The following is a 25,375-nucleotide window of genomic DNA, read 5'->3' as shown; positions in this document are numbered from 1 at the left end:
ATGACAATGGCGCAGCTATTTGGTCAATATCAGCTTTCCTGCCTGGGTTTGCCGTAGCAGATACTGCTGCTCTCCATGCTCAATGATTAAACGACCCTCATTGCCTAACAGCGTCTGGCTGTCGATCCGCCGATCCTGAGGAAGAGGATGGGGGGTATTATCCTTCTTGGTTTCCTGTTTTGCGCAGCTATCCATTTGCTAAATTTATAATGAAAATCAATATAACAATGAGAATTATTATCGATTTTTGGCGAGACAACCGCAAGCGTTATTTACCACTAGATCGGGTAGGGGCAATGGCCCACCGCTGAACGGTGGGCGGGGGAGGCTTAGAGACGAGTGGCGACTGCGGCTGCCAGCTTTTCCAGCAGCAGTTCGGTATCTTCCCAGCTCAGACACGGATCGGTAATCGACTGACCGTAGGTTAGCGGCTGGTCAGCGACGATCTTTTGCGTCCCTTCACGCAGGAAACTTTCCGCCATAATACCGGCAATAGCCGAGGAACCATTGCGGATCTGTTGGCAGATATCGTCGCACACTTCCAGCTGACGGCGATGCTGCTTCTGGCAGTTGCCGTGACTGAAGTCAACCACCAGGTGCTCGGGGAGATCAAACTGATGCAGCGTGTCGCAGGCCGCGGCGATATCGTCGGCATGGTAGTTCGGTTTTTTGCCGCCACGCATAATGATATGGCCATACGGGTTGCCGCTGGTCTGATAGATAGTCATCTGACCGTTTTTATCCGGCGACAGGAACATGTGGCTGGCGCGCGCCGCGCGAATAGCGTCAACCGCAATGCGGGTGTTGCCGTCGGTGCCGTTTTTAAAACCTACCGGGCAGGAGAGCGCAGAGGCCATTTCACGGTGGATCTGGCTTTCCGTTGTCCTGGCGCCAATGGCGCCCCAACTGATTAAATCGGCGATAAACTGACCGGTCACCATATCGAGGAATTCGGTCGCCGTCGGTACACCCAGCGTGTTGACCTGTAACAGCAGCTTACGTGCCTGCTCAATACCGTGGTTAACGCGGTAGCTGCCGTTCAGGTCGGGATCGGAGATTAATCCTTTCCAGCCCACCACGGTGCGCGGCTTTTCGAAATAGGTGCGCATGACGATTTCCAGCTCGCCCTGATGCTTTTCACGCAGCACCTGAAGGCGACGAGCATAATCCATCGCGGCATCGAGGTCATGAATGGAGCAGGGGCCCACTATCGCCAGCAGACGACGGTCTTCACCGTTGAGGATTTTTTCAATACGATGGCGTGAGGCGGTGACGTGGGCCGCAACGTCCGGTGATACAGGGTGGCGCTGAGCAAGTTCAGCAGGCGTAATCAGGCTCTCAATTCGAGCGGTACGCAATTCATCGGTCTTATTCATGGAAGTCTCAGAAATTTGTTGCTTCACCAGTCAAGATGCTGGGAAGTGATGCACATCACGATAAACCAATCTGGGTTTAATTCAAGCGTGGCAGGTAATGTGCTCTCAATCACAAAGCTATGATAACCAAATTTGCTGCATTGTACTAGTGTGTTAGTACATTCTGCGACTTAATCCCATTATATCCATGATTTTCGTGGCAATTTCTTCAACCGAGTAGTTTGTACTGTTCAGCCATGGGATCTGATGACGGCGGTAAAGCGCCTCGACCTCGGCCACTTCCATTCGGCACTGGCGCATTGACGCATAGCGGCTGTTTTCCCGCCGCTCTTCACGAATGGCCGCCAGACGCTCAGGATTGATTGTCAGTCCGAACAGCTTATGCTGCAGCGGTTTGAGCGAGGCAGGCAGCACCAGGTTGTCCATATCATCGGCAATAAAGGGGTAGTTGGCTGCGCGAATGCCGAACTGCATCGCCAGATACAGGCTGGTCGGGGTTTTGCCGCAGCGCGAAACCCCCAGCAGAATCACCTGCGCCTGATCGAGATTACGCAGCGAGATGCCGTCGTCGTGTGCCAGGGTGTAGTCAATGGCGGCGATACGTGCATCGTATTTGGTCAGGTTGCCGGGGGTTAAGCCGTGGGTACGGTGAGCAATCGGCGTTGGGTCAAGCTTCAGCTCTTCCTGCAACGGCGCGACCAGTGCCTGCACAATATCCTGACAAAAACCTTCACATTGCAGAATAATGTCACGAATTTCGGGGATCACAATCGAATAGAACACAAGAGGCCGTACGCCCGTTTGCTGGTAGATAGCATCGATCTGTTCCTTCACCGCCCGCGCGCGACTTTCACTTTCGATAAACGGCAGAGTGATGCTGTTTATCGCTACCGGGAACTGCGACATGACCGCGTGGCCGAGCACCTCCGCCGTAATCGCGGTTCCGTCAGAAATATAAAATACCTGCCTGTCGACTGCGTTATCCATATTGCTTGACTCCCGTTAATTGCCTGAAAGGGTAAATTAAATTTAAACACAAGCCAGACGTATTTGTCTTAAATTTAAAAATGAAACGGTATTTTTATTTTTAATGAAATGGTCGTTTCAATTTCCAAAAGAGGTCAATAGACCGCATGTTTTTGTGCCTTTTCAGGCTAATCAGTAGGTTATGAATAAACAGGAATCAATCCTAAAAAGTAAAAAAATAATTTGCTTACACGATTCACCGTTTTTTTCGGCCGTTTAAATATGCGAGGATATTTTAAGTAGTCAGTCGTTTCTTATCACTGCTTCTTTAAATCAAAAAAGGATTGTCTCGATGTCCAACAATGGCTCGTCACCGCTGGTGCTTTGGTACAACCAACTCGGCATGAATGATGTAGACAGAGTTGGAGGCAAAAATGCCTCCTTGGGTGAAATGATTACTAATCTGTCCGGAATGGGTGTGTCTGTGCCCAACGGATTTGCCACCACTGCCGATGCGTTTAATCAGTTTCTCGACCAGAGCGGCGTAAACCAGCAGATTTATCAACTGTTGGATAACACCGATATTGACGACGTTACCGCCCTGGCGAAAGCCGGCGCGCAGATCCGCCAGTGGATCATCGACACTCCTTTCCAGAGCGAACTGGAACAGGCAATTCACGAAGCGTATAACCAGCTGGCCGCTGATAACGCCAATGCTTCCTTTGCCGTGCGTTCTTCCGCAACAGCTGAAGATATGCCGGACGCTTCCTTCGCCGGTCAGCAGGAAACCTTCCTTAACGTCCAGGGCTATGACGCGGTGCTGGTGGCGGTGAAGCACGTGTTCGCTTCACTGTTCAACGACCGCGCTATTTCTTACCGCGTGCATCAGGGCTATGACCATCGCGGCGTCGCGCTCTCCGCGGGCGTACAGCTGATGGTGCGTTCCGATCTCGCTTCCTCTGGCGTCATGTTCTCCATCGATACCGAATCCGGCTTTGACCAGGTGGTGTTTATCACCTCCGCGTGGGGCCTGGGGGAAATGGTGGTGCAGGGCGCGGTGAACCCGGACGAGTTCTACGTTCACAAACCGACCCTCGCCGCCGGTCGCCCGGCGATTGTTCGCCGTACCATGGGCTCGAAGAAAATTCGTATGGTCTATGCGCCGACCCAGGAGCATGGCAAACAGGTGCGCATTGAAGACGTGCCGCAGCAGCAAAGCGATATCTTCTCGCTGACTAACGACGAAGTGCAGGAGTTGGCGAAGCAGGCGGTACAAATTGAAAAGCACTACGGTCGTCCGATGGACATCGAGTGGGCGAAAGACGGTCATACCGGCAAGCTGTTTATCGTTCAGGCGCGTCCTGAGACGGTACGTTCGCGCGGGCAGGTGATGGAACGTTATACGCTGCACTCGCAAGGGCGTATCGTGGCGGAAGGCCGCGCCATCGGTCACCGTATTGGCGCGGGCCCGGTTAAAGTCATTCATGACATCAGCGAAATGAATCGCATCCAGCCGGGCGATGTTCTGGTCACCGACATGACCGACCCGGATTGGGAACCGATCATGAAAAAAGCGGCGGCGATTGTCACCAACCGCGGCGGACGTACCTGCCACGCGGCGATTATTGCCCGTGAGCTGGGGATCCCGGCGGTGGTGGGCTGTGGCGATGCCACCGAGCGCATGAAGGATGACGAAAAGGTCACCGTTTCCTGTGCCGAAGGCGACACCGGCTACGTTTACGCCGACCTGCTGGACTTCAGCGTGAAAAGCTCCAGCGTGGATACCATGCCGGATCTGCCGCTGAAGATCATGATGAACGTCGGCAACCCGGACCGCGCGTTTGACTTCGCCTGCTTGCCAAACGAAGGCGTGGGTCTGGCGCGTCTGGAGTTCATCATCAACCGTATGATCGGCGTGCACCCACGTGCACTGCTCGAATTCGACGACCAGGAACCAAAACTGCAAAACGAAATCCGCGAAATGATGAAAGGGTTCGATTCGCCGAAAGAGTTCTACGTTGGCCGTCTGACGGAAGGGATCGCCACGCTGGGCGCGGCGTTCTATCCGAAACGCGTGATTGTGCGTCTGTCTGACTTTAAGTCGAACGAATACGCCAATCTGGTTGGTGGCGAACGTTATGAACCGGAAGAAGAGAACCCGATGCTCGGCTTCCGTGGTGCTGGTCGCTATGTGTCTGACAGCTTCCGTGACTGCTTTGCCCTCGAGTGTGAAGCGGTGAAACGCGTGCGTAACGACATGGGGCTGACCAACGTCGAAATCATGGTACCGTTCGTACGTACCGTGGATCAGGCGAAAGCGGTGGTGGATGAACTGGCGCGTCAGGGCCTCAAGCGCGGTGAAAACGGGCTGAAGATCATCATGATGTGTGAGATTCCGTCCAACGCCCTGCTGGCGGAGCAGTTCCTTGAACACTTTGACGGCTTCTCCATTGGCTCAAACGACATGACGCAGCTGGCGCTGGGTCTGGATCGAGACTCTGGCGTCGTTTCCGCGCTGTTTGATGAGCGTAACGAGGCGGTGAAAGCGCTGCTGTCGATGGCGATTCGCGCAGCCAAGAAGCAGGGCAAGTATGTCGGTATCTGCGGCCAGGGGCCGTCCGATCACGAAGACTTTGCTGCCTGGCTGATGGATGAAGGAATCGATAGCCTGTCGCTGAACCCGGATACCGTCGTGCAGACCTGGCTGAGTCTGGCCGAGCTGAAAAAGTGATGACCATTCTGCTGAGATCCCGGGCGTTCAGTTAATGCCTGGGTGACGGCAAAGCGGTGATATAGAAATCCGTAATCTCACAGAGATTACGGATTTTTTTATGGTGAGTCATACTGTTACGGCTATGAGCGCCAAACGTTCAATTAGCGCGATTCTCACCTGAGTTACCAATAAGGCTTCCAGCACTGACGTACGCGAATCAGAGCTTCAAGGTAAAAGTAATCTCCCCAGGAACAGCATTCATCAACGCCTTTACCGGCCGGCATATGATAAACCGAATGCATCAGCAGTCCCTCACAGCTCTCGTCATGGGTAGAAAGATAGTGCTCCGTTAATGAATGAATAATGTGCAGTGCGCACTCTTCATACTGCATCCGATGCGCATCGGTCGCAGGGAGCGCTTTCGTCAGCTCCAGCAGCCCACAGGCTGCAATAGCGGCGGCGGAACTGTCGCGCACGGCGTCTGTATCAACGAGCGCCAGATCCCAGTGGCAGACGAAGTCTTCTGGCAAACGGTTGATAAAGTAGTGGCTCAGGCTACGCGTCAGGTCGACCAGGCTGCTTTTGCCGGTATACAGGTAGCTGAGCATAAACCCGTAAATTCCCCACGCCTGTCCACGCGCCCAGCAGGAACTATCGCTATAGCCCTGGTGCGTGTTGCCATAGCGCGGTTCGCCGGTGTTCACGTCCATATAGTAGGTGTGATACGTCGAAGCATCGGGCCTGACAATATATTTTGCAGCCTGCGTGGCGTGGGACAATGCCGCCTGGGCAAAGGCAGGGTTACCCGTCTGCTCGCTAGCCCAGTAGAGCAGCGGAAGGTTCATATTGCAGTCGATAATCATCCGCCCTTGTTGCTCCGGGTCCGTCAGATCGCCCCAGGCCTGGATAATCCCCGCCGTGGGGTTGTAGCGTTGCATCATCATTTCCGCCGCATGCAGCGCGATATCGCGCGCACGGGTATTGCCGGTCAGACGCCATGCGTTTACGCAGGAGAGACTATAGAGAAAACCAAGGTCATGGGTATCCGTCTCAACCCGGTTTGCCAGCCGATGAGCAAAAGAGAGAATAAATCGCTCAGCCGCCTGACGATATTTATCGTAGCCGGTCATCTCCCAGAGTAGCCAAAGCTGGCCGGTCCAGAAACTATTGGTCCACTGATTATTTTCTGCCGGTTGCCATTTCCCTCCTTCGCAGGCTTCATTAGGAAACTTATCGCCCAGCGCAAATAGCGTGCGGTCAATCCGTGAGGTAATATGCTGAAGAGCATTATCCACTTTTATTTTTAATACCTGACGATCTATCGGTGCGTTATCGAATGGGCGCAGGGCTTCAGTAACGACGTGCGCCGTTTTATTACTAGTCATAAATTATCCTGTAATTACTACTTGGGTGTTTAAATAATTCTTGATTACGCGCTTTCAGCCCGAGCTGGTAATGTCTTTTTTCCTGCAATGCTGCTGGATAAGGTAAAAGCCGAGATGGCTGTGAATAATAACGCGCAGCAGCCCATGATTAAAAATGTGTGAGAGAAACCTATTTTATCGTATAAATAACCCGCCGGTGGTGCGACGACAACGGAACCTACATAGACCATGGCCTGATAACCTAATAAATACATGGTGGCATTGACCCGTTTGTGGAAATGCTCCGCGATGTATTTAAAAACTGATATTAAGAGCAGCGCGATTTCAACACCATAGAAAGGTTTGATAATCGAAATCATAATAGGGTCGACGGTCAAGCCAGACAGAATCAGACGGCAACCCACCACTAACCCACAGAGCAATAATCCTTTTTTGGCCCCGTAATAGTTAACTAACGCCGGAATAAACATCATCATCAGAAATTCGATACCGGCCTGTAGCGTTCCCAGGTAACCATACCAGGCATTACCTTGCTCTTTGGTGGCAAAGAAGGAGACAAAATAGCGCGGGAACTGTTGCTCCGCGACAAACATCATCCACGCAACGCCGGCGACATACAGGCTAAACATCCAGAATTTACGGCTTTGCATCAAGGCGATGACATCGGCAAAAACAATCTTGTTATCGGAGATAACGGTGTTATTGCGCAGCTGTTCGTCACCTATCTTCAAACTCAATAACACCGCCAGCATCACTAAAGAGGTCGTACTGCTCAGCAGAAAGTTAGCCGCGGGCGTATAGTTAAAAAGTACCCCAGACATCGAGGCGGCAAGCGCCCAGCCAAGCGAGCCCCACATTCTGATACGGCCAAACTCCAGACCGTAAAGGCGACTGAAGCGATCGGCATACGACTCGGCGGCTGCCACACCGGCATACCAGCCTAAGCTTAAATAAAATGCCCCTATAATAATTCCCAGCAGCGTATGGCTTAGCAGTAGAGGTTGATAAATAAAAACAAAAAAAGGTGCCATTAAAGCTGATGTGGCACAAACAAAATAGAGCAACCACTTGCTCATCCCTATTTTGTCCATGATGTAACCGTATACTGGCTTTAATACTACGGCAAAGACACCATTGACGGCGAATACAGTACCAATAGTGACGCTATCCAATCCAACTTTCTGACTTAACCATAAGGCATATAACCCAAAGCTGGAAGACCAGGTAAAAAAATAGAGAAATATAAAACTGCTCATTTTGAACTGTGCTATACGGGTCAATAACATCGTGTTCATGATGCGACTCCAGTATAAATTGGGTAATCATCAGAGTACGGAACAAGCATAACATATTCTGTCGTAATCATAATTTCCTGCCGTGTTGATAGATATTTATAGGATAAGGCCTGAAAGCACAACCCGGATGCTGACGGACGGAGATTAGCGTCTTTATTTCCCGTGCTAGCGTGAGCATGTTCACAGAATTATTGTCATTTTTAAGTTTGATTAGATTTATGTTCAAACATTAAGCAATATCTGCAATGTATAGCAGTAAAGCTTAATTTTATTGTCATGGTGAAAAATGAGTGAACCGCAAAAGCTGGAAAGAATTGCGCTAGGAAATGAGGTGGTGTCGTTTCAGAGGCCAATGGGGTCAAGCGCTCATTATTATCACTGGCATCAGTGTGTTGAGTTTCTATATATCTCAAAGGGTTATGGGATTGTTGTCGTAGACAAGCAGCACTACACGGCCAGGCCCGGCCGGCTTTTTATCTTCCCACCATTTCGCCTGCATAAGGTGCAGGTTGAGGTGGCAGAGAACAACCCTTCTTATCGCACGGCGATGCATATTGAGCACAATGAAGTGAATAGTGCCTTGCGAATGTTCCCACGTCAGCAGGCGCAATTTGCTGCACTGTCTGGCACGCACGCGCCTGCGCAAATTCACGATCTCAGCGAACATGCAGATTATGTCGCTCATATCCTCGATCGCTTCGAAGCGCTGGAGCGTAAAGGCTATAACTCCGCCAGCGATGTCGCTTTTCTGGTGATGCAGTTACTGGATTTTCTCCCTGAACAACTGCAAGGCGAGGCCCATCAGCAGCAGACGATCGCTGCCCGCATCATGCATTGGGTGGAAGAACATTATCAGCAGAAATTTTCGCTGGATGAGCTGGCATCGGACATGGGATTTTCACGCAGCTACACCTCGCGAATTTTCCGCCAACAAACGGGAGGAGGGATCCAAGAGTATATTCTGACGCGCAGAATTAAAAAAAGCTGCGATTTGTTGCGCTATTCGTCACTGAACGTGACGGAAATTGCCCATACCGTAGGTTTTACTGATATGACCTATTTTATTACCTGCTTTAAAAAAATGTTGGGCCAGTCCCCTTTGCAATACCGTAAACAATATGCCGAAGAAAACCATTGAACGCGCGGCATAGCGCTAAGAAATGCCTGTAATCATGCTACAAGAGTTGCGGGCGATCACACTCCGCAAAGAAAACCAAATATCGTAAATCTTCAGGCAATTTCAACAATTGTTCCCCATCCGTCACTTCTGAATACTGCTACCTGGACCACAAGCTTAGCGGAATATTTTCGGCTATTTATCAGCGAATCAGGAGAATGGCTATGACCCCGATTTACAAAGATCCTCAACGTCCCATTAAGGAACGCGTCGCCGACTTATTGGCGCGAATGACGCCTGAAGAGAAATACGCCCAGATGCATGCCTGGTGGCTGGTGCTGTCGGAAGACGGCAACCATCGTGAGCGTACCGACATGAGCGATGAGTTTGCGGGCGTCAGTGAGCAAACTTCCCTGAGTGAACGTTTAAAGATGGGCGTCGGGCAGATCACCCGCCCGTTGGGTACCCATATTGTCGGCGCCAAAACCGGCGTGCGCGCGGCTAACCGCCTGCAAAAAATGATGATGGAAGAAACGCGTCTGGGGATTCCTGCACTGTTCCATGAAGAATGTCTGGTGGGGCTCCTGTGCAAGGATGCAACGCTGTTTCCTTCGTCGCTAAACTATGGTTCCACCTGGGATCCTGAACTGGTGAAACGCGCGGCCCGGCAAATAGGGGAAGAGGCGCGATCCACGGGCTGTAAGCAAGGGCTGGCGCCGGTACTGGACGTTTCACGCGATGTGCGTTGGGGGCGTACGGAAGAGACATTTGGCGAGGACCCGTGGCTGGTGGGCGTGATGGCCTGCGCCTATGTTGAAGGCCTGCAGGGCGAGAAACGCGACGTGCTGGCGACGCTGAAGCACTACGTCGGTCACTCTTTCAGCGAAGGAGCGCGTAACCACGCGCCGGTGCATCTCGGCTTTCGTGAACTGAACGATACCTTCCTGCTGCCGTTTGAGATGGCGGTGAAACGTGCAAACGTCGGTTCGGTGATGCCGGCCTATCACGACATTGATAACCAACCCGGCCACAGCGACAGCTTCCTGCTGACCACCATATTGCGTGAGCGCTGGGGCTTTGACGGCATTGTGGTGGCCGATTACGGCGGCGTCAGCCTGCTGCATCAGCACCATGGCGTGGCGCAGGATGCGGCGGAATCGGCGGCGCTGGCGTTTAACGCCGGGCTGGACGTTGAGCTGCCGAAGGATGACTGTGCGCGTCACCTGGCAGAGGCGGTTGCGCGTGGGCTAATCACTCCGGAAAAAATTGACGAAATCGTCTCACGTACCTTAACGGAAAAATTCCGTCTTGGTCTGTTTGAGCATCCTTACGTTGATGAAAACGCGATCTCGCTGCAGTCCGACGCTACGCGACAGGTGGCCAGAGAGGTGGCTACCCGATCCATCACGTTGCTGGAGAATCGCAATGCGCTGCCAATCGCCGGAAATTCACGCGTTGCGGTCGTTGGCCCAACCGCGGACGACCCGCTGGCACTGCTTAGCGGCTATAGCTTCCCGGTGCATTTGATTATCAGCGATATGGTCGACAACACCTCGCAGGTCACCACGCCGCTGGCGGCGTTGCGTGACTATCTTGGCGACAGCCATGTACGTTATGCCAAAGGCTGTCACATCATCGAGCAGAGAATGGCCGGTGCGCCGGTTTTCCCCGGCGACAGCTCGGGCAAACCGATGCAGCCCTCCCCGGTGTCACAGGATCTCAGCCTGATTCCCGACGCGGTGCGTGCTGCGCAGGACAGCGATGTGATCGTCGCCTGTGTCGGCGATCTGGCGGGTCTGTTCCAGAGTGGGACGGTAGGGGAAGGGTCGGATACCGATAGCCTGAATCTGCCAGGCGTTCAGCAACAACTGCTTCAGGCGCTGGTGGATACCGGCAAGCCGGTGGTAGTGGTGATGACCGGCGGACGTCCATATAACCTGCAAGGGCTGGAGAAAAAAGTGGCGGCGCTAATGCTGGCCTGGGCACCGGGGCAGGAAGGCGGTTGGGCGATTGCTGATGTGCTCACTGGCCGCGCTGAACCTCAGGGGCGTCTGGTGGTGAGCGTACCGAAAAGCGCGGGCGCGATGCCGTTTTACTACAACCACAAGTTGAAGAGCGGCGGTACGCCGTTTGCGTTCCATTTTGGCGCGCTGTATCCATTTGGCTACGGCAAAGGCTGGGGGGATTTCCACTACGGTGAGCCGCAGTTAACGCAGTCAGAAGTGTCTATCGACGGTGACATCACGCTACGTGTGACGGTGAAAAACCACGGTGAACGCAGCGGCAGTGAAGTCGTTCAGGTCTATGTCCGCGATAAGGTCGCCTCAATGGTGCGCCCACTTCAGGAACTGAAAGCGTTCCAGCGCGTTACGCTTGCGCCGGGTGAACAGGCGACGCTCATCTTCACGCTGCCGGTCGATATGCTCAACTTCACCAGCTACGAAGGCCAACGCATTGTTGAGCCCGGCGAGTTTGAACTGCAGGTGGGGAGTTCTTCGGCGGACATTCATGGCCGCGCGACGGTGAGGGTAACCGGTGAGACCCGCGTTTTGCCTTTCAACTGGCAAATGATGAGCCGCTGCGAAGTGGGGCGTTAATCGCGAACACGGGTGTGATGCATCCGGGGGATCGCTGTGCAACAGGCAAAAAAAGGCCCATCGTGGGAGATGGGCAAAGACTACACACAGCAATTCGTTGTTTCACTCAGGGGATATATAAATCAAGGGGTTGATCTATTGCCTTGGTCCTTATAGTAGGCATGGCCGATTTTTGCGTCGATCGGATTCGTCTCAATAGTTAAATAAATGTGAATGATTTCCGCGGTATGTCGCAGAGAGAGGGCGCTACAGGGGCAAAAAAGAGGAAATAAATCAGCGGTACTTAAGTAAAAGGCGGGTTTCCCCGCCTTTTATCTATCTTATTGTTTCGGATAGTTATCTTTTTCCAGCTCGTTAAGCTCTTCCAGCACGTCGTCCGGGTCGGTCGATGGCGGTGGCACTTCGTGTAGCCAGGCATCAAACAGACGCCAGGAGACAGCCAGTAACACCGGCCCGATAAACAGGCCAATCATGCCGAAGGCGACCAGACCACCGATAACGCCGGAGAGAATCAGAATCATCGGCAGGTCAGCGCCCATACGAATCAGCATCGGGCGAATCACGTTATCCATCGTGCCCACCACGCAGCTCCACACCAGCAGCACCGTGCCCCAGGTGGTATCTCCGGTCCAGTACAGCCAAATAATGCTCGGGACTAAAACAATCAATGGCCCCAGTTGCACCAGACAGGAGAAGATCATCACCACCGTCAGCAGCGTGGCGTAGGGTACGCCGGAAATACCAAGGCCAATCCCGCCCAGTACCGCCTGGACCAGCGCGGTGACTACCACGCCGAGCGCCACGGCGCGGATGGCCTGTCCCGCCAGCAGCACTGCCGCGTCGCCGCGCTTGGCGGCAAGGCGCGTAGCAAAGTAGCGCATCCCGAAGGCGACTTTCTCCCCCTGCCAGTACAGCAGAGCGCTAAACAGTAGCATCAGCGCGCTGTGCATCAAGAAACGGCCGACGTGCGCCGCCTGGCCGACAAACCAGGTCGTCGTGGTGCCGATGTAAGGGCGAACTTTCGCCATCAGCGCGCTGCCCCCCATGTCCAGCAGACTATGCCAGCCGCTGTAGAGCTTCGCGCCAATAAACGGAATACTGTTTAACCAGGCCAGGTCCGGCAGTGTCAAATTGCCGCTGGTGATGGCATGCACCAACGGGGTACTGCCGTCAACCAGGCTGTTGACCAGCAGAGAGATGGGAATAACAAACAGTAAAAAGAGCAAAAGCGTCATCACCAGTACGGCGAGCGAACGGCGACCGAAAAGCAGGCGCTGGAACCAGAGCAGCACAGGCCAGGTGGCAATCACGATAGTCGCCGCCCAGGCGAAGCCCAGAATAAACGGCTGAACAATCCATAAACAGGCGATGATCATCAACGCTAAAAACAGCACCGATAGCAGTATTTGTGGAATATCACGAGGCCGAGGGATCGTGTTCATAAATGAGTTTTACCTTCTGTTGCTCGTCAGATCGCTGACGCAGCGTAAATCGTTCATTGATAATAATATCAATAAATTCCCGGCGCTGATTCTGCGACAAAAACTCCCGGGCGTATAAGAAAAAAATGTGATAAAACGATAACGGCACGACGCAAACGATTAATTATCTATCCACAGTGTGCCGCCTGAGCGCAAACCGGCGGACCGCTGTGCGTACAACACAACATTCAGAAAGGGTCAAACGTAATGATCCCACAGATTTCTCAGGCACCTGGCGTAGTTCAGCTGGTGTTGAATTATTTGCAGGCACTGGAGCAACAAGGCTTTACCGGCGATACCGCCACCCGCTATGCCGACAGGCTAACGATGGCGACCGATAACAGTATCTACCAGCTTCTTCCCGATGCGGTAGTGTTCCCGCGCTCCACGGCGGATGTCGCGCTGCTGGCTCGTCTGGCGGCAGAAGAACGCTTTCAATCTCTGGTGTTCACCCCGCGCGGTGGCGGCACTGGCACCAACGGCCAGGCGCTGAATCAGGGCATCATTATCGACATGTCCCGTTATATGAACCGCATCATTGAAATCAACCCTGAAGAGGGCTGGGTGCGCGTGGAAGCGGGCGTGATAAAGGATCAGCTTAACCAGTACCTGAAACCCTACGGTTATTTCTTCTCCCCGGAGCTGTCGACCAGCAACCGCGCGACGCTGGGCGGGATGATCAATACCGATGCCTCCGGACAGGGGTCGCTGGTGTACGGCAAAACCTCCGACCACGTGCTGGGCGTGCGCGCCGTGCTGCTGGGGGGCGATATTCTCGATACGCAGCCGGTGCCGGTCGCGCTGGCCGAGACGTTAGCCAAAGAGCAGTCGGCAGCGGGGCGTATTTACCGCACCGTCTTTGAACGCTGTCGCGACAACCGTCAGCTGATCCTCGACAAATTCCCGAAACTGAACCGCTTCCTCACCGGTTATGACCTGCGCCACGTTTTTAACGATGAGATGACTGAGTTTGACCTGACCCGTATTCTCACCGGTTCGGAAGGCACGCTGGCGTTCATTACCGAAGCGCGGCTGGATATTACGCCGCTGCCGAAGGTTCGTCGGTTGGTCAATATTAAGTATGACTCCTTTGACTCCGCGCTGCGCAATGCGCCCTTTATGGTGGAAGCGCGCGCCCTGTCGGTTGAAACCGTCGATTCGAAGGTCTTGAACCTGGCGCGGGAAGATATCGTCTGGCATTCGGTGAGTGAGCTGATTACCGACGTTCCCGATAAAGAGATGCTCGGGCTCAATATCGTTGAGTTCTCTGGCGACGATGAAGCGTTGATTGAAGGCCAGGTCAGCGCGCTGTGTGCACGTCTGGATGAACTGATTGCACAGAATGAAGGTGGGCTGATTGGCTGGCAGCGTTGTAACGAGCTGGACGGCATCGAGCGTATTTACGCTATGCGTAAAAAAGCGGTAGGCCTGCTGGGTAACGCCAAAGGGGCGGCTAAGCCGATCCCGTTTGCTGAAGACACCTGCGTGCCGCCGGAGCATCTTGCCGACTATATTGTGGAATTCCGTGCGCTACTCGATAGCCATGGCCTGAGCTACGGTATGTTTGGCCACGTCGACGCGGGCGTGCTGCACGTGCGTCCGGCGCTGGATATGTGCGACCCGCAGCAGGAAGTGCTGATGAAGCAGATTTCCGACGAAGTGGTGGCGCTGACGGCTAAATATGGCGGTCTGCTGTGGGGCGAGCACGGAAAAGGTTTCCGTGCGGAATACAGCCCGGCTTTCTTCGGCGAGCAGTTGTACGCTGAGCTGCGCAAAGTGAAGGCGGCCTTTGACCCTGATAACCGCCTTAACCCTGGCAAAATTTGTCCGCCGGAAGGCGTGGATGCCCCGATGATGAAGGTGGACGCGGTAAAACGCGGCACCTACGACCGACAAATCCCGGTGACCGTGCGTTCATCCTGGCGCGGCGCGATGGAGTGTAACGGCAACGGCCTGTGCTTCAGCTTCGATGCCAAAAGCCCGATGTGCCCGTCGATGAAAATCACCAATAACCGCATGCACTCGCCGAAAGGCCGCGCCACGCTGGTGCGCGAGTGGTTACGCCTGCTGGCGGATCGCGGCGTTGACCCGTTGTTACTGGAAAGAGAGCTGCCGGAGAAACGCGCCAGCCTGCGTTCGTTGGTTGAGCGCACGCGCAACAGCTGGCACGCGCGTAAGGGCGAATATGACTTCTCTCATGAGGTGAAAGAGGCGATGTCAGGCTGTCTGGCCTGTAAAGCCTGCTCAACTCAGTGTCCGATTAAAATCGACGTGCCGGAGTTCCGTTCACGTTTCCTTCAGCTTTATCACACCCGTTATCTACGCCCGGTGCGCGATCATCTGGTGGCAACGGTCGAAAGCTATGCTCCGCTGATGGCCCGCGCGCCGAAGACCTTTAACTTCTTTATGAGCCAACCGCTGGTGCGCAAGCTGTCGGAAAAACACATCGGCATGGTCGATTTACCGCTGCTTTCCGCGCCATCGTTGCAAAAACAGATGGTTACCCATCGTTCGGCCAATATGACGCTCGAACAGCTGGAAACGTTGACGCCGGAACAAAAAGCGCAAACCGTGCTGGTGGTGCAGGATCCGTTCACCAGCTACTACGACGCGCAGGTGGTGGCCGATTTTGTTCGTCTGATTGATAAACTCGGCTATCAGCCGGTGCTGCTACCGTTCTCACCGAACGGTAAGGCGCAGCATATTAAGGGCTTCGTCACTCGCTTTACCAAAACAGCGCAGAAAACGGCGGATTATCTGAACCGCGTTGCGGCGCTCGGGATGCCAATGGTGGGCGTCGACCCGGCGTTGGTGCTGTGTTATCGCGACGAGTACAAGCAGGTGCTGGGTGACCAGCGCGGCGACTTCAACGTTATGCTGGTGCACGAATGGCTGCCGCAGGCGGTTGAGCAACGCGAAAGCGTGTCGCCATCGGGTGAGTCCTGGTATCTGTTTGGTCACTGTACCGAAGTGACCGCGCTGCCGACGGCGCCGAAGCAGTGGGCGACAATCTTCGCCCGCTTTGGCGCGACGCTGGAAAACGTCAGCGTGGGCTGCTGTGGCATGGCGGGAACCTACGGCCACGAGGTGAAGAACCACGCTAATTCGCTGGGGATCTACGAATTGTCGTGGCAGCAGGCGATGCAGCGCCTTCCGCGCAATCGCTGCCTTGCAACAGGTTACTCGTGCCGCAGTCAGGTTAAGCGCGTTGAGGGTAACGGCGTGCGCCATCCATTACAGGCTTTACTGGAGATTATCGGATGATCTGGAGACGGCAAACCACGCTCGAGGCGCTTAACGCCATGGGTGAGGGGAATATGGTGGGGCTGCTGGATATTCAGTTTACGCACCTGGGGGACGATGCGCTGGAAGCGACGATGCCGGTGGATAGCCGCACGCATCAACCGTTTGGCCTGCTGCACGGCGGCGCATCTGTCGTGCTGGCCGAAACGTTGGGCTCTGTCGCCGGGTACCTTTGTACTGAAGGCGAGCAGCGGGTGGTCGGGCTGGAGGTTAACGCTAACCATATTCGTTCTGTCCGCAGCGGGCGAGTACGGGGAGTGTGTAAAGCACTGCATGCCGGGCGTCGCCATCAGGTCTGGCAAATTGAGATCTTTGACGAGCAGGGGCAGCTCTGCTGCTCCTCGCGGTTGACCACCGCCGTGGTGTAAGACGATGCACTCTCTTCTTCAGAAGAGAGTGCATATTCATCGTTAGTCAGCCTCAATCGGCGTTAAGTAATCCAGCCGTAGCGGTTCCGCCAACAAACTCTCCATCTGCCCAATAAAAGCCTGAAAGTGCGGCAACGCAATATGTTCCTCCAGCGCCGCCTCATCTCGCCAGGATTCCCGCATGTAAAACGTCTCTGGCTCATCACGCAGTTGAAAGAGCGTATAGTCGAGATTGCCTGGCTCCTGACGTGTGGGCAGCAGCAGTGCTTTCAGCGCGTCGCGCAAGGATTCCGTTTTACCCGGGCGCGCTTTCAGCACCGCTATAATGGAAATCATCTTAAAACCCCTCCAGCACAATTTTCCCGACCGCACGACCGGTTTCCAGCTGTGCGTGCGCTTTTTGCAGATTTTCGGCAGTGATCGCGCCGTAATGCTCGCCGAGCGTGGTTTTAATCACCTGGTTATCAATTAACGTCGCCACTTCAGACAGCAATTGATGCTGGGCAATCATGTCGCGGGTTTCAAACATGGAACGAGTAAACATAAACTCCCAATGCAGCGAAATGCTTTTCAGCTTCAAGGGCACCACATCAAGGCTTTGCGGATCGTCAATCAGCGCCAGTTTGCCCTGCGGGGCCAGCGCGGCGATCAGCGACAGATAATGCGCCTCAGTATTGTTCAGGCTGGCAACATGGGTCACTTCTTTTACGCCAATACGCGCCAGCTCTTCGCTTAGCGGTTTGCTGTGATCAATCACGTGATGCGCACCGGCTTCGCGAACCCACTGCTGGCTTGCCGGACGTGAGGCCGTACCGATGACGGTCATTTTGGTCAGCTTGCTGGCTAGCTGGGTCAGAATGGAACCCACACCGCCTGCCGCGCCGACGATCAGCAGCGTATCGCCTTCGTTACCGTCGCGTGTTACGCCCAGTCGGTCGAACAGCAGCTCCCATGCGGTGATGGCGGTCAGCGGTAGCGCGGCGGCAGACGCGTTATCCAGCGAGCGTGGTTTTAACGCGACAATACGTTCATCAACTAACTGGAATTCGCTGTTGCTGCCGGGGCGGCCTAACGCGCCGGCGTACCAGACTTCATCGCCAGGGGCGAAAAGGGTAACTTCATTACCCACGGCTTTTACCACGCCAACGGCGTCCCAGCCCAGCACTCGCGGCGTGTCGGCAGAGAAACCGGCACGCACTTTGGTGTCGACGGGGTTAACGGAAATCGCCTTGATTTCTACCAATAAGTCATGTCCCTGAGCCTGCGGGACGGGGAGGGTAATTTCGTTGATATACGCAATGTTGCTGCCGTTGGTGGCTGCGCGGGTAATCGCAAATGCTTTCATGATGTCTCCGGGTATGGACTGGCAATACCCGGATAGTAGAAACAACGGCTGATAAGAAAAACCCGGCTGTGGCGATAACACTTATACGTTAACTGCGAAAATCCCGCGTTTAACGGTGCTCATAAAAAATTTCTTCCTCTTCCATTCGTTCCTCAATCTGCCGGGTAACGCGCAGTAGGGCGGCCAGATGTTTTTCCGCCGCCTGTTCAATCGTCATCGCTTTGGCGATATACACCAGGTTCAGGCAGCCAATCACGCGCTCCTGGCTACGGACCGGTACGGCGATAGAGGCGATTTTCTGCTCCAGTTGCCAGCCCTGGAAGTTTGAACCGTAGCCGTTTTTGCGCGTCTTCTCGAGAATCGCGTGCAGTTTTTCCGGCTCACGGGCCAACTGGTATTCCTCTTCCGGTCTCGCTGCCAGCATCTCAATAATGGGCTGACGCTCGTGCTCCGGCGAAAAGGCCAGCCAGGTCAAGCCGGAAGCGGTCAGCAGCAACGGCAGACGGCGACCCACCATCGAACGGTGGAAGGAAAGGCGGCTAAAACGGTGGGTTGTTTCACGTACCACCATGGCGTCGACGTCCAGCGTGGTTAAATCGGTCGGCCAAATGACCTCGCGCAATAATTCTCCAAGTAACGGCGTCGCAAGTGCAGAAATCCAATGTTCGTCACGAAATCCCTCACTTAACTGCCGCACTTTCATCGTCAAACGGAAACTATCATCTGACAAACTGCGTCGCACATACCCCTCTTCCTGGAGGGTCTCCAGCAGCCTTCTGACGGTGGTACGGTGCAGGCCGCTAAACTCCGCCAACGTCGCGGTTGACGCGCCTCCGTCGAATTTATTTAACAAATTCAGCAACAATAAACCCCGCGTTAAACCCCGCACGGTTTTGTAATCGGTCGCATCGTTATTCTTCATATTTCCTGACATTTTTATATCTAAAACAACGTTGTGCACCTGGTGCACATCCTGGTCTGTTTTGATTGTAGCCTAAATCCCCGGACATATACTGCGCTCATTATAAAAATATTTTTACATCAAATTAACAAGCGCACTTGTGTTGTAACACAACAAACGCGCCTGGTCCGAGTCGTGAGGTATTGAAAATGACAACATCCAATCCGGATATCCAACCCGCCGTTCAACATCAGGTACAGGTGGCTATTGCTGGCGCCGGCCCGGTGGGGCTGATGATGGCCAATTACCTGGGGCAGATGGGCGTTGAGGTGCTGGTGGTCGAGAAGCTGGATAAATTGATCGACTACCCGCGAGCCATTGGTATTGATGATGAAGCGCTGCGCACCATGCAGTCCGTCGGGCTGGTGGATAAAGTGCTGCCGCACACCACGCCGTGGCACGCGATGCGCTTTCTGACACCGAAAGGCCGCTGCTTTGCTGACATTCAGCCGATGACCGACGAGTTTGGCTGGTCGCGCCGCAATGCCTTTATTCAACCCCAGGTGGATGAGGTGATGTACCAGGGGCTGCGCCGTTTTCCAAACGTCCGCTGTCTGTTCTCTCGCGAGCTGGAAGCGTTTAGTCAAAACGGTGACACTGTCACGATCAACCTGAAAGGGCCGGATGGCGAACGTGAAACCGTGCAGGCGAACTGGCTGGTGGCGTGCGACGGCGGCGCGAGTTTTATCCGCCGCACGTTAAACGTGCCGTTTGAAGGGAAAACCGCACCAAACCAGTGGATCGTTATCGACATCGCTAATGACCCGCTGGCGACGCCGCATATCTATCTGTGCTGCGACCCGGTCCGCCCCTATGTTTCGGCGGCGCTGCCGCACGGCGTACGTCGCTTTGAATTTATGGTGATGCCGGGCGAAACCGAAGCGCAGCTGAGCGAACCGGCAAATATGCGCCGCTTACTCAGTCAGGTGCTGCCGGACCCGGATAACGTAGAGCTTATCCGCCAGCGCGTCTACACCCACAACGCGCGCATCGCCGAACGCTTCCGTGTTGATCGCGTCCTGCTGGCCGGTGACGCAGCCCACATCATGCCGGTGTGGCAGGGGCAGGGTTACAACAGCGGCATGCGCGATGCCTTTAACCTGGCGTGGAAACTGGCGATGGTGGTGAACGGCAAAGCGGGTGATTCGCTGCTCGATAGCTATCAACAAGAGCGTCGTGACCACGCCAAAGCGATGATCGATCTCTCCGTAACCGCCGGTAACGTCCTGGCACCGGCGAAACGCTGGCATGGCACCGTGCGCGACGGTATCTCCTGGCTGCTGAACTACATTCCGCCGGTGAAACGTTACTTCCTCGAAATGCGCTTTAAGCCGATGCCACAGTACCGTAAAGGTGCGTTGTTGCTGGAAGGTGATGCGAAAGCGTCTCCGGTCGGCAAGATGTTTATCCAACCGAAAGTGACCCGCGAAAACGGCGATGTCGTGCTGCTGGATGATGTGATTGGCGCGAAGTTCGCGGTGATCGCCTGGGGCTGCAACCCATTGTGGGGGATGAGCGAGAGTCAGATTGCGCAATGGCGTGCGCTGGGAACCTGTTTTATCCAGGTGGTGCCGGACGTCCAGATTCGTACTCCGCAGGACAATTTTGACGGCGTGATTCGCCTTGGCGATACCCAGAACCGCCTGAAAACCTGGTTTGCCGCGCAGAACGCTTCGCTGGTGGTGGTGCGCCCGGACCGATTCGTCGCCGCGCTGGCTATCCCGCAAACCCTCAATAAAACTCTTGACCAGCTCGCTCATGTGATGGCGCTGACGAGCGTGGAATCGGCTCTTAATGAAGAAAAGGTGGCCTGAGATGAATACCTATCTCCACTGTCTCTCCCACACGCCGCTGGTGGGCTATGTCGACCCGGCACAGGACGTGCTGGATGAAGTGGACGGCGTGATTGCCGCCGCCAGCGCGCGTATTGCGGCGTTTGACCCCGAACTGGTGGTGTTGTTCGCCCCGGATCACTACAACGGCTTTTTCTATGACGTGATGCCCCCGTTCTGTTTAGGCGTAGGCGCCACCTCGATTGGCGATTTTTCCACCGCCGCGGGCGTGCTGCCGGTCCCGACGGAGCTGGCGGAAGCCTGTGCCCATTCGGTGATGAAAAGCGGCATCGATCTCGCCGTCTCCTACTGCATGCAGGTCGATCACGGGTTTGCTCAGCCGCTGGAGCTGCTGCTCGGCGGGCTGGACAAGGTGCCGGTGCTGCCGGTGTTTATCAACGGTGTCGCCACGCCGCTGCCAGGCTTCCAGCGCACGCGCATGCTCGGTGAAGCGATGGGCCGTTTTCTCTCAACGCTCAATAAAAGGGTGCTGATTTTAGGCTCCGGCGGCCTGTCGCATCAGCCGCCGGTCCCTGAACTGGCAAAAGTCGATGCCCATATGCGCGACCGCCTGCTGGGCAGCGGCAAGCAGCTGCCGCCGGATGAACGCGAACTGCGTCAGCGTCGGGTCATTGAAGCCGCCGAGCGCTTTGTGGAAGACCAGAAAACCCTGCATCCGCTGAACCCGATCTGGGACAACCAGTTTATGACGCTGCTGGAGCAGGGCCGCCTGGCGGAACTGGACGCCATCAGCAACGAAGAACTTTCCGCGATCGCCGGCAAATCGACGCATGAAGTGAAAACCTGGGCCGCCGCGTTCGCCACGCTTTCCGCGATGGGCAGCTACCGCACGGAAGGCCGTTACTATCGCCCGATCCCTGAATGGATCGCCGGATTTGGCTCGTTAAGCGCCACCACAACGAATTGATTAAGCAGGAGAATATGATGAGCTATCAACCTCAAACCGAAGCCGCAACCAGCCGTTTCCTCAACGTTGAAGAAGCCGGACAGACGCTGCGCATTCACTATAACGACTGCGGTCAGGGCGATGAAACGGTCGTGATGCTACACGGTTCAGGCCCGGGTGCTACGGGCTGGGCCAACTTTAGCCGCAACATCGACCCGTTAGTCGAAGCGGGCTATCGCGTGATCCTGCTGGACTGCCCTGGCTGGGGCAAAAGCGATTCGATCGTCAATACCGGCTCTCGCTCTGACCTGAATGCGCGCATTCTGAAAAGCGTGGTCGATCAGTTAGATATCCCGAAAGTTCACCTGCTGGGGAACTCAATGGGCGGTCACAGCGCTGTGGCGTTCACCCTGACCTGGCCTGAGCGTGTAGGCAAACTGGTACTGATGGGCGGCGGCACCGGCGGGATGAGTCTGTTCACCCCGATGCCGACGGAAGGTATCAAGCTGCTGAACGGGCTGTACCGCGAGCCGACTATCGAAAACCTCAAGAAAATGATGAGTATTTTCGTCTATGACACCAGCGACCTGACGGAGGCGCTGTTTGAAGTGCGCCTGAACAATATGCTGTCGCGCCGCGATCACCTGGAAAACTTTATCAAGAGCCTGGAAGCCAACCCGAAACAGTTCCCGGATTTCGGCCCGCGTCTGGGGGAAATTAAGGCCCAGACCCTGGTGGTATGGGGACGTAACGATCGTTTCGTGCCGATGGACGCGGGCCTGCGCCTGCTTTCCGGCATCAACGGTTCCGAACTGCACGTTTACCGCGACTGCGGGCACTGGGCGCAGTGGGAGCATGCGGAAGCCTTCAACCAGCTTGTGCTGAACTTCCTCGCGCGTCAATAAGGAGCCGCTATGTCTACAAATTCTCTGGCCTCGCTGGCCGCAGCATTGCGTGAAGCCGAGCAGACGGGTGTGGCTGTTGAGCCGCTGCGTGAGGTGATTGGTATTGATAACGCGGAAGCGGCGTATGCCATTCAGCGTCTTAACGTCGAGCACGCGGTGGCGCAAGGGCGTCGTATCGTCGGGCGTAAGGTGGGGTTAACCCATCCGAAAGTACAGCAGCAGTTGGGCGTTGACCAGCCGGACTTCGGCACGCTGTTTGCCGATATGTGTTACGGCGATAACGAAAGCATTCCCTTTGGTCGCGTTCTACAGCCAAAAATTGAAGCGGAAATCGCGCTGGTGTTAAAGCGCGATCTGCCGCATGCCGACACCACGTTTGATGAGTTGTACAACGCCATCGAGTGGGTCGTTCCGGCCCTGGAAGTGGTGGGCAGCCGCGTGCGCGACTGGTCTATCAAATTCGTGGATACCGTGGCGGATAACGCTTCCTGCGGCGTGTATGTGGTTGGCGGCCCGGCGCAGCGTCCGGCAGCGCTGGATCTCAAAAACTGCGCGATGACCATGACGCGTAATAATGAACAAGTTTCCAGCGGTCGCGGCAGTGAATGCCTGGGCCATCCGCTCAACGCCGCCGTCTGGCTGGCGCGCAAAATGGCCAGCCTGGGCGAGCCGCTACGTGCGGGTGACATCGTGCTCACCGGCGCGCTGGGGCCGATGGTGGCGATAAAGCCGGGCGATCGTTTCGAGGCGGTAATCGAGGGCATTGGCTCGGTATCCGCGACGTTTTCAGAGCAAGAAGGAAGTCAGTCATGAGCAAATGTAAAGTCGCCATCATCGGTTCCGGCAATATCGGCACCGACCTGATGATCAAAATCCTGCGCCACGGCAAGCATCTGGAAATGTCGGTGATGGTTGGGATCGACCCGAACTCCGATGGTCTGGCCCGAGCCGCGCGTATGGGCGTCGCCACGACCCACGAAGGGGTGAGCGGCTTAATGGCGATGGATGAATTTGCCGACATCGACATCGTCTTCGACGCCACCAGCGCCGGCGCGCATGTCAAAAACGACGCTGCGTTGCGCAAGGCGAAACCGGGGATTCGCCTGATTGACCTGACGCCAGCAGCCATCGGACCTTACTGCGTGCCGGTGGTCAACCTCGATAAAAATCTGTCGCAGGGCAACGTCAACATGGTGACCTGCGGCGGACAGGCGACCATCCCGATGGTGGCCGCCGTTTCACGCGTGGCGAAGGTGCACTACGCGGAAATTATCGCCTCGATCTCCAGTAAGTCGGCCGGGCCGGGAACGCGCGCTAACATCGACGAATTCACCGAAACGACCTCGCAGGCGATTGAGGTGGTCGGCGGCGCGGCGAAAGGCAAAGCCATCATCATTCTCAACCCGGCTGAGCCGCCGGTCATGATGCGCGACACCGTCTATGTGCTGAGCGAAGCGGCGTCACAGGCGGAGATTGAAGCATCTATTGAAGAAATGGCGGCGGCGGTACAGGCCTATGTGCCGGGCTATCGACTGAAACAAAAAGTCCAGTTTGAAGTGATTCCACAGGATAAACCGGTCAACATTCCGGGCGTGGGGCAGTTCTCCGGGCTGAAAACCGCTGTCTATCTGGAAGTCGAAGGGGCGGCGCACTATCTGCCGGCCTACGCCGGTAACCTCGACATTATGACCTCTGCGGCAATGTCGACCGCAGAAAAAATGGCCGAAACGCTGGTGAAAGTGGCAGGAGAAGTCGCATGAACGGTAAAAAACTCTATATCTCGGATGTGACCTTACGCGACGGCATGCACGCGATTCGTCATCAGTATTCGCTCGATAACGTGCGCCAGATTGCTAAAGCGCTGGACGACGCGCGCGTTGACTCGATTGAAGTGGCCCACGGCGATGGTCTGCAAGGCTCAAGCTTTAACTATGGCTTCGGTGCGCACAGCGACATCGAGTGGATTGCCGCCGCCGCAGAAGTGGTGCAGCACGCCAAAATCGCCACGCTGCTGATTCCGGGTATTGGTACGTTGCACGATCTGAAAAATGCGTATCATGCCGGGGCGCGTGTCGTGCGTGTGGCGACCCACTGTACAGAAGCGGACGTTTCCGCACAGCACATTGCGTACGCCCGTGAGCTGGGTATGGACACCGTGGGTTTCCTGATGATGAGCCATATGACAACGCCGGAAAACCTGGCAAAACAGGCGAAGCTGATGGAAAGCTACGGCGCGACCTGCATCTACGTGGTGGATTCCGGCGGCGCGATGAACATGAACGACATCCGCGATCGCTTCCGCGCGCTGAAAGAGGTGTTGAAGCCGGAAACCCAGACCGGTATGCACGCGCATCACAACCTGAGCCTCGGCGTCGCTAACTCGCTGGTGGCGGTAGAAGAGGGCTGTGACCGCATCGACGCCAGCCTGGCGGGGATGGGCGCGGGGGCCGGTAACGCACCGCTGGAGGTATTTATCGCCGCTGCCGATAAGCAGGGCTGGCAGCACGGTACCGACCTGTATGCATTGATGGCCGCGGCGGACGATCTGGTGCGTCCATTGCAAGACCGTCCGGTGCGCGTTGATCGCGAGACGTTAGCGCTGGGTTATGCCGGTGTTTACTCCAGCTTCCTGCGTCACAGCGAAGTGGCTGCCGCACGTTACGGCCTGAGCGCGGTAGATATTCTGGTCGAACTGGGCAAACGCCGGATGGTGGGCGGTCAGGAAGATATGATCGTCGACGTGGCGCTGGATCTGAAAGCGAAAGCGCAAGCCTGATAACGATCCGGTCGGCAATGTATCGACCGGACGCATGGCAAAGAAAAA

At 55.3% G+C, this 25,375-nt stretch carries 19 protein-coding genes, 1 other RNA gene and 1 pseudogene; 11 read left to right on the top strand and 10 right to left on the bottom strand.

What is annotated here, in order from left to right; genetic code table 11:
* Positions 1–15: 15 nt before the first annotated feature.
* The 3 genes and pseudogenes from hemP to K7B04_RS18340 form a co-directional block, all read right to left on the bottom strand.
* Positions 16–238: pseudogene (gene hemP, locus K7B04_RS18350) on the bottom strand (hemin uptake protein HemP).
* A 91-nt stretch (positions 239–329) separates the two neighbouring features.
* Positions 330–1,376, bottom strand: a complete 1,047-nt coding sequence (gene aroH, locus K7B04_RS18345; RefSeq protein ID WP_163446502.1) for a 3-deoxy-7-phosphoheptulonate synthase AroH — start codon at positions 1,374–1,376, stop codon at positions 330–332.
* Positions 1,377–1,529: 153 nt separating this feature from the next.
* Positions 1,530–2,363, bottom strand: a complete 834-nt coding sequence (locus K7B04_RS18340) for a pyruvate, water dikinase regulatory protein (protein ID WP_035896136.1) — start codon at positions 2,361–2,363, stop codon at positions 1,530–1,532.
* Positions 2,364–2,694: 331 nt separating this feature from the next.
* Between K7B04_RS18340 and ppsA the strand changes: the two genes are divergently transcribed.
* On the top strand, positions 2,695–5,073 hold the full coding sequence (gene ppsA / locus K7B04_RS18335; protein WP_223802708.1) for a phosphoenolpyruvate synthase: 2,379 nt from the start codon (positions 2,695–2,697) through the stop codon (positions 5,071–5,073).
* A 164-nt stretch (positions 5,074–5,237) separates the two neighbouring features.
* On the opposite strand, the gene K7B04_RS18330 is transcribed toward ppsA, so the two are convergent.
* The gene (locus tag K7B04_RS18330; protein WP_223802707.1) at positions 5,238–6,440 is read right to left on the bottom strand and encodes a glycoside hydrolase family 88 protein; all 1,203 of its coding nucleotides are present in this window, start codon (positions 6,438–6,440) and stop codon (positions 5,238–5,240) included.
* A gap of 44 nt (positions 6,441–6,484) precedes the next feature.
* A complete protein-coding gene (locus K7B04_RS18325) occupies positions 6,485–7,735 on the bottom strand; it encodes an oligosaccharide MFS transporter (RefSeq protein WP_223802706.1) in 1,251 nt (416 codons plus the stop codon).
* Between the two features lie 286 nt (positions 7,736–8,021).
* Here K7B04_RS18325 and K7B04_RS18320 point away from each other — a divergent pair, with 286 nt between their 5' ends.
* Together K7B04_RS18320 and K7B04_RS18315 are read left to right on the top strand one after the other, a co-directional pair.
* Positions 8,022–8,873, top strand: a complete 852-nt coding sequence (locus K7B04_RS18320; RefSeq protein WP_163446498.1) for a helix-turn-helix domain-containing protein — start codon at positions 8,022–8,024, stop codon at positions 8,871–8,873.
* A gap of 203 nt (positions 8,874–9,076) precedes the next feature.
* Positions 9,077–11,449: a glycoside hydrolase family 3 N-terminal domain-containing protein gene (locus K7B04_RS18315; protein WP_223802705.1), complete on the top strand. Its 2,373-nt coding sequence runs from the start codon at positions 9,077–9,079 to the stop codon at positions 11,447–11,449.
* Positions 11,450–11,494: 45 nt separating this feature from the next.
* Here K7B04_RS18315 and rprA read toward each other — a convergent pair.
* Together rprA and ydiK are read right to left on the bottom strand one after the other, a co-directional pair.
* An RNA gene (gene rprA, locus K7B04_RS18310) (antisense sRNA RprA) lies at positions 11,495–11,594 on the bottom strand.
* Positions 11,595–11,769: 175 nt separating this feature from the next.
* Positions 11,770–12,891 carry an AI-2E family transporter YdiK gene (gene ydiK, locus K7B04_RS18305; RefSeq protein ID WP_064545139.1) on the bottom strand — a complete coding sequence of 374 codons (1,122 nt, stop codon included), beginning with the start codon at positions 12,889–12,891 and terminating at the stop codon, positions 11,770–11,772.
* A gap of 246 nt (positions 12,892–13,137) precedes the next feature.
* Between ydiK and K7B04_RS18300 the strand changes: the two genes are divergently transcribed.
* Positions 13,138–16,194, top strand: a complete 3,057-nt coding sequence (locus K7B04_RS18300) for an FAD-binding and (Fe-S)-binding domain-containing protein (RefSeq protein WP_223802704.1) — start codon at positions 13,138–13,140, stop codon at positions 16,192–16,194.
* Entirely contained in the window at positions 16,191–16,601 is a 411-nt protein-coding gene (menI, locus tag K7B04_RS18295) for a 1,4-dihydroxy-2-naphthoyl-CoA hydrolase (RefSeq protein ID WP_163446494.1), read from the top strand. The genes K7B04_RS18300 and menI overlap by 4 nt, the downstream gene beginning before the upstream one ends.
* A gap of 42 nt (positions 16,602–16,643) precedes the next feature.
* On the opposite strand, the gene K7B04_RS18290 is transcribed toward menI, so the two are convergent.
* From K7B04_RS18290 to K7B04_RS18280, 3 genes are all read right to left on the bottom strand, one after another.
* Positions 16,644–16,937, bottom strand: a complete 294-nt coding sequence (locus tag K7B04_RS18290) for a putative quinol monooxygenase (RefSeq protein WP_163446493.1) — start codon at positions 16,935–16,937, stop codon at positions 16,644–16,646.
* A 1-nt stretch (position 16,938) separates the two neighbouring features.
* A complete protein-coding gene (locus K7B04_RS18285; RefSeq protein ID WP_223802703.1) occupies positions 16,939–17,946 on the bottom strand; it encodes a zinc-binding alcohol dehydrogenase family protein in 1,008 nt (335 codons plus the stop codon).
* 109 nt (positions 17,947–18,055) lie between these two features.
* On the bottom strand, positions 18,056–18,868 hold the full coding sequence (locus tag K7B04_RS18280; protein ID WP_163446491.1) for a DNA-binding transcriptional regulator: 813 nt from the start codon (positions 18,866–18,868) through the stop codon (positions 18,056–18,058).
* A 188-nt stretch (positions 18,869–19,056) separates the two neighbouring features.
* On the opposite strand from K7B04_RS18280, the gene K7B04_RS18275 reads away from it, so the two are divergent.
* From K7B04_RS18275 to mhpE, 6 genes are read left to right on the top strand one after another with little or no spacing between them, the layout of a single operon-like run.
* Positions 19,057–20,721: a bifunctional 3-(3-hydroxy-phenyl)propionate/3-hydroxycinnamic acid hydroxylase gene (locus K7B04_RS18275; protein ID WP_223802702.1), complete on the top strand. Its 1,665-nt coding sequence runs from the start codon at positions 19,057–19,059 to the stop codon at positions 20,719–20,721.
* A 1-nt stretch (position 20,722) separates the two neighbouring features.
* Entirely contained in the window at positions 20,723–21,667 is a 945-nt protein-coding gene (gene mhpB / locus K7B04_RS18270; protein WP_163446489.1) for a 2,3-dihydroxyphenylpropionate/2,3-dihydroxicinnamic acid 1,2-dioxygenase, read from the top strand.
* A 17-nt stretch (positions 21,668–21,684) separates the two neighbouring features.
* Entirely contained in the window at positions 21,685–22,551 is an 867-nt protein-coding gene (gene mhpC, locus K7B04_RS18265) for a 2-hydroxy-6-oxonona-2,4-dienedioate hydrolase (protein ID WP_223802701.1), read from the top strand.
* A gap of 9 nt (positions 22,552–22,560) precedes the next feature.
* Complete coding sequence (gene mhpD, locus K7B04_RS18260) at positions 22,561–23,364, top strand: 2-keto-4-pentenoate hydratase (RefSeq protein ID WP_223802700.1); 804 nt, start codon at positions 22,561–22,563, stop codon at positions 23,362–23,364.
* Positions 23,361–24,311, top strand: a complete 951-nt coding sequence (gene mhpF, locus K7B04_RS18255) for an acetaldehyde dehydrogenase (RefSeq protein WP_223802699.1) — start codon at positions 23,361–23,363, stop codon at positions 24,309–24,311. The genes mhpD and mhpF overlap by 4 nt, the downstream gene beginning before the upstream one ends.
* Positions 24,308–25,327 carry a 4-hydroxy-2-oxovalerate aldolase gene (gene mhpE, locus K7B04_RS18250; RefSeq protein WP_223802698.1) on the top strand — a complete coding sequence of 340 codons (1,020 nt, stop codon included), beginning with the start codon at positions 24,308–24,310 and terminating at the stop codon, positions 25,325–25,327. Before mhpF ends, mhpE begins: the two co-directional genes overlap by 4 nt.
* The last annotated feature ends 48 nt before the right edge of the window (positions 25,328–25,375 follow it).

The sequence above is a fragment of the Kluyvera sp. CRP genome, assembly GCF_019930565.1.
GTDB lineage: Bacteria > Pseudomonadota > Gammaproteobacteria > Enterobacterales > Enterobacteriaceae > Kluyvera > Kluyvera georgiana_A.
The sequence above is the reverse complement of the archived record's forward strand: the minus strand, read 5'-3'. Positions and strand labels throughout refer to the sequence as shown.

Excerpts from the sequence above, each read along its gene's own strand:
- aroH (WP_163446502.1), bottom strand. The coding sequence starts at position 1,376 with ATGAATAAGACCGATGAATTGCGTACCGCTCGAATTGAGAGCCTGATT.
- K7B04_RS18340 (WP_035896136.1), bottom strand. The coding sequence starts at position 2,363 with ATGGATAACGCAGTCGACAGGCAGGTATTTTATATTTCTGACGGAACC.
- ppsA (WP_223802708.1), top strand. The coding sequence starts at position 2,695 with ATGTCCAACAATGGCTCGTCACCGCTGGTGCTTTGGTACAACCAACTC.
- K7B04_RS18330 (WP_223802707.1), bottom strand. The coding sequence starts at position 6,440 with ATGACTAGTAATAAAACGGCGCACGTCGTTACTGAAGCCCTGCGCCCA.
- K7B04_RS18325 (WP_223802706.1), bottom strand. The coding sequence starts at position 7,735 with ATGAACACGATGTTATTGACCCGTATAGCACAGTTCAAAATGAGCAGT.
- K7B04_RS18320 (WP_163446498.1), top strand. The coding sequence starts at position 8,022 with ATGAGTGAACCGCAAAAGCTGGAAAGAATTGCGCTAGGAAATGAGGTG.
- K7B04_RS18315 (WP_223802705.1), top strand. The coding sequence starts at position 9,077 with ATGACCCCGATTTACAAAGATCCTCAACGTCCCATTAAGGAACGCGTC.
- ydiK (WP_064545139.1), bottom strand. The coding sequence starts at position 12,891 with ATGAACACGATCCCTCGGCCTCGTGATATTCCACAAATACTGCTATCG.
- K7B04_RS18300 (WP_223802704.1), top strand. The coding sequence starts at position 13,138 with ATGATCCCACAGATTTCTCAGGCACCTGGCGTAGTTCAGCTGGTGTTG.
- menI (WP_163446494.1), top strand. The coding sequence starts at position 16,191 with ATGATCTGGAGACGGCAAACCACGCTCGAGGCGCTTAACGCCATGGGT.
- K7B04_RS18290 (WP_163446493.1), bottom strand. The coding sequence starts at position 16,937 with ATGATTTCCATTATAGCGGTGCTGAAAGCGCGCCCGGGTAAAACGGAA.
- K7B04_RS18285 (WP_223802703.1), bottom strand. The coding sequence starts at position 17,946 with ATGAAAGCATTTGCGATTACCCGCGCAGCCACCAACGGCAGCAACATT.
- K7B04_RS18280 (WP_163446491.1), bottom strand. The coding sequence starts at position 18,868 with ATGAAGAATAACGATGCGACCGATTACAAAACCGTGCGGGGTTTAACG.
- K7B04_RS18275 (WP_223802702.1), top strand. The coding sequence starts at position 19,057 with ATGACAACATCCAATCCGGATATCCAACCCGCCGTTCAACATCAGGTA.
- mhpB (WP_163446489.1), top strand. The coding sequence starts at position 20,723 with ATGAATACCTATCTCCACTGTCTCTCCCACACGCCGCTGGTGGGCTAT.
- mhpC (WP_223802701.1), top strand. The coding sequence starts at position 21,685 with ATGAGCTATCAACCTCAAACCGAAGCCGCAACCAGCCGTTTCCTCAAC.
- mhpD (WP_223802700.1), top strand. The coding sequence starts at position 22,561 with ATGTCTACAAATTCTCTGGCCTCGCTGGCCGCAGCATTGCGTGAAGCC.
- mhpF (WP_223802699.1), top strand. The coding sequence starts at position 23,361 with ATGAGCAAATGTAAAGTCGCCATCATCGGTTCCGGCAATATCGGCACC.
- mhpE (WP_223802698.1), top strand. The coding sequence starts at position 24,308 with ATGAACGGTAAAAAACTCTATATCTCGGATGTGACCTTACGCGACGGC.